The 3,994-nt window shown below is 36.6% G+C and carries 2 protein-coding genes and 1 pseudogene; all 3 read right to left on the bottom strand.

Annotation, left to right across the window (positions count from 1 at the left end):
• Nucleotides 1-50: 50 nt before the first annotated feature.
• Entirely contained in the window at nt 51-956 is a 906-nt protein-coding gene (locus IEX12_RS22860) for a nucleoside hydrolase (protein WP_188725968.1), read from the bottom strand.
• Between the two features lie 337 nt (nt 957-1,293).
• On the bottom strand, nt 1,294-2,478 hold the full coding sequence (locus IEX12_RS22850) for a NupC/NupG family nucleoside CNT transporter (RefSeq protein ID WP_155555034.1): 1,185 nt from the start codon (nt 2,476-2,478) through the stop codon (nt 1,294-1,296).
• Between the two features lie 466 nt (nt 2,479-2,944).
• A pseudogene (locus IEX12_RS22845) lies at nt 2,945-3,859 on the bottom strand (MFS transporter); the annotation flags it as partial.
• Nucleotides 3,860-3,994 lie beyond the last annotated feature (135 nt).

The raw sequence follows: 3,994 nt of genomic DNA, 5'->3' as shown, positions 1-3,994 counted from the left end.
CTATTCATTATAAAGGATTTTTTGTTGTCTAGACAGTTAAAAATTGAACATTACCAACATTTTTTATTATTAGTTATAATTAATGCAACGCTAGTGACTTTAACATTACCATCTTGATTCTCTACACCTACAGATTGTCCCTTTTCTGCACCCTCTGTTTTCACGTTGACTGTCATCGTTTTTGTTTTAACAAAAGATGAATCAATAGCAACACCGACCACTAAAGGATCATGCAGTGCACATCCATTCAATTCCGGCTCAACCTTGGCATAAGCATCCATATAGAAATGACACATATCTGCTAGCGCGCGTGAAAGTAGTGTATCTCTTTCTTTCCATTCATCCAATACCGATCGTCTGAGCAATGTCTTTAGTGTAACATCTAAACCGACGAGTGTTATTGGAATACCAGATTGAAAAATAAATTGTGCTGCTTCAGCATCATGATAAACGTTTGCTTCAGCATAAGGCGTTATATTACCTGGCACGTTTATAGCCCCGCCCATATGGATGACCTCTTGTACCAAATTTACTATTTCTGGATCTTTCTCAATCGCTCTTGCCAAATTCCCTTGATTTGCAGTTGTTAAAATCGTAATATCTTTAGGGTAATTACGAACAGCAGAAATAATAAAATCACGAGCACCCATGTCCTCCGCTTGTTTATCCGTGGAAGGCAGCTGAGCATCACCAATACCGTTCTCACCGTGAATCCAAGTTGCTTTATCAGCAGGCACATGTCCCGCAAAAGTTTCTTCAACACCCTGAAAAACAGGGATCTCTTCGGCATCAAGTACTTGTAAAAGTTGACATGTATTTCTTGTTGCTTCCATAACTGATGTGTTTCCAAAGGTTGTCGTTATACCTAGAATATTTAGTTCCGGTGAATGAACGGCATATGCAATGGCGAGTGCATCATCAACACCAGTGTCTACGTCTAAAATAACATTTTTCATATCTTTAGTCCCCTTCGTAATATTCTTGGATGTTAAATATACTATGGTTTAAAGGATTGTAATTGGTCTTTACGTAACTCCGTTTTTTGTTGATCACTCTTGTCTTGAAAATATTGTGCATTCTCCCACCCCCATACATTGGATTCGGAAAGATAATAAACTTATCACCAAATTCATCGTTGAGATCTTCAACAACTTGATTTCTATCTTTCAAAGATTTTTCCTTAAACCCAAGAAAGTCTGATAAATTATATCTGAAAAACAATACAATATCATGTGTTTTTTCAATACGATCGTCCCGCTCCTTTTTCCCTTCTTTATATATTGTTGGTGTTTTTTATAAAAAAACACCAACAATTGCAGCTGATAAAATAGAGGCTAGTGTAGAGCCTAATAGTAATTTACCTCCAAATCCTGCCACGATATCCCCTTTTTCAGAATTGAGGGCTTTAACACAGCCCGTAATAACACCAATAGAACCAAAGTTGGCAAAGCTCACAAGAAAGACGGAAACAATACCTATCGTTCTAGCAGATAAATCACCCATAATTGCTTTTAAGTCCGTCATAGCAACAAATTCATTGGTTACTAACTTTGTCGCCATTACACTTCCAGCCTGTACAATATCTTGCATGGGTACACCTAAAACAAAGGCAACTGGCGCAAAAATATAACCAATTAATTCTTGGAATGATTTATGGAAAATAAAGGTGAATGCATCGTTAACAAAATATATTAAGGCCATAAATCCAATTAACATGGCTGCAATAGTAATGGCGACCTTAAAGCCATCCATAATACTGTCACTGATCATTTGGAAGAAAGCTGGTTTTTCTCCGTTGTCATCCGTAATCAGTTTGTCCTCTTCTTTATCGAGGTCATAGGGATTAATCAGATTAGCGATGACAAGGGCGGATAAAATATTAATCACAACGGCAACTACAACAAATTTCGGTTGGATAATCTGCATATATGCCCCGACAATTGTCATACTAACTGCACTCATGGAAGAGGTACATAACGTATACAAGCGTTTATCAGAAAGGTGCCCTAATTGTTTTTTCGTTGTTAACCATACTTCGGACTGTCCAATGATAGCGGCTGATATCGCATAGTAATTTTCTAATCTGCCCATGCCATTTATTTTACTTAATATTAAGCCGATACACCTAATAATTAAAGGTAGCACTTTGATATAATTCAAGAAACTGATTAATATTGAAATAAAAATAATAGGTAAAAGCACGTTAATAAAGAAAGTTGCACCAGGTTCGTTTTCCAATCCACCAAAAACAAAATCAACACCTTTAACAGCGGTGTTCATAAGCGCATTAAACCAATCAGATATTGCATCTATTAAACCAATACCAACAATTGTGTTTAACAATATCCAAGATAGTATTAACTCTAAGACTATCATTACAATGATCGGTTTTGCTTTAATATTCCTGCGATCACTGCTGAATATAAACCCAATAATGAAAACAAGTAAAAAGCTTAAAATTAAATAGATGATCCTCATACGTTAACCCCCATATAAAATATCTACTTTTTTCCTTACCTCAAATGCAGTTAGGCATGACAAATCTAGTGTAGATCATAAAGAAATTTTGCTAAGACAAAACCGAAATCCTCCTACTGGAAGCGTGACAGGGAGTAACCGGTTACACATTTGTCTAAAATAATCCAAATCCCTTATAAATAAACTTGCAATCAATTCAGACATGCTTTTGTCACTAACATTGTTGTTATCGCTTACCAAAAGTAGAAATTTAAGAACGCCAGCATCTTATTTTAGGTTACCACTGAATAGGTAACTTTTTATAGAATACATCCACCTTTACTATTTGTCAATAAAAATTTAAACTTGCAAAACAGATATTCCGATACCCCACAAAACAAAAGGTCATGAACAGGAAATAATAGAGAAAAATCCTTATTAGGACGATGACAAAAATAAATTAACTATTAAAAAGGAATCTGTAATATCATACAGATTCCTTTTGCAAATGCTCAAATCGTTCCTTTGTTGCTAACAATTCTATCGAAGGTCTGGTAACTGAAAAAATAGCACATAAAAAGGCAACAAGGACAAACAGGCCACCTACCCACGCGTTATTTACAATGGAGTGATTGGCAATTACAACTCCTCCTACTGCTGATCCTAAAGCTATCCCCAACTGCAAAGCAGAAGCATTTAAACTTAGTTGAATATCGGAGGATTCAGGCGCAGTTTTGATAAGATAGTTTTGTTGTGCCGGGGTGATAGCCCAACTTAACATACTCCAAACAACCATTACAACTAAAAATAAATAGAAAGAAAATGTTGATACGGGTATAAGGAAAATGACGATTGCAAATGCAGGAATAATGACTAAAGTACTTTTTACTGAACCCCACCTATCAGCTGACCATCCGCCCAGGCCGCCACCTACAACTGCAGCTATACAAAAAACAAAATAAACGAAGCTTATCCAATTGGCGTTTAAATGTAACACCTCTTGCAGAAATGGAGTGAAGTAGGCATATAATGTTAGATGACCACTTAACACTAACACTGTCGTTAATTGAGCGCTAATGATTTTTGGCTTTTTCAATGTTAATAATTGCTGGCGTAATGGTATTACTTGTTTTGGCGCTATCCTGGGCAGTAAAACAGCAATACCGATCATAGTTATAAGTGTTAAAACAGATATCAATATAAATGGAGCACGCCATCCATAAGCTTTACCAATTAACAGCCCAAGAGGGATCCCTAATACCAAAGACGCGCTTACCCCCATCGTAATCGTACCTATTGCCCTGGCCTGGTATTTTTCCTTCACGATAGAAGACGCAATCGTGATAGACAATACGATGATCAGAGAGCCGCCTGCAGCAGATATGATCCGGCCGACAACTAATGCTGTATTTGGTACGTAACTGTTTTAATTCCTCTTCTTTCCGGTTCAGCCTTGACGTCAGAAAGCCAATTCTTGTTTTACGTTGTTGTATCGTTGAATCAAGATACGTATGTTCAAATTGATACGCATGATAAT

This window comes from Lentibacillus populi, assembly GCA_014642895.1.
In the GTDB taxonomy this organism is placed as follows: Bacteria; Bacillota; Bacilli; order Bacillales; family Amphibacillaceae; genus Lentibacillus_C; species Lentibacillus_C populi.
The sequence above is the reverse complement of the archived record's forward strand: the minus strand, read 5'-3'. Positions and strand labels throughout refer to the sequence as shown.

Coding starts and splice junctions, on each gene's coding strand:
- IEX12_RS22860 (WP_188725968.1), bottom strand. CDS start 956: ATGAAAAATGTTATTTTAGACGTAGACACTGGTGTTGATGATGCACTC.
- IEX12_RS22850 (WP_155555034.1), bottom strand. CDS start 2,478: ATGAGGATCATCTATTTAATTTTAAGCTTTTTACTTGTTTTCATTATT.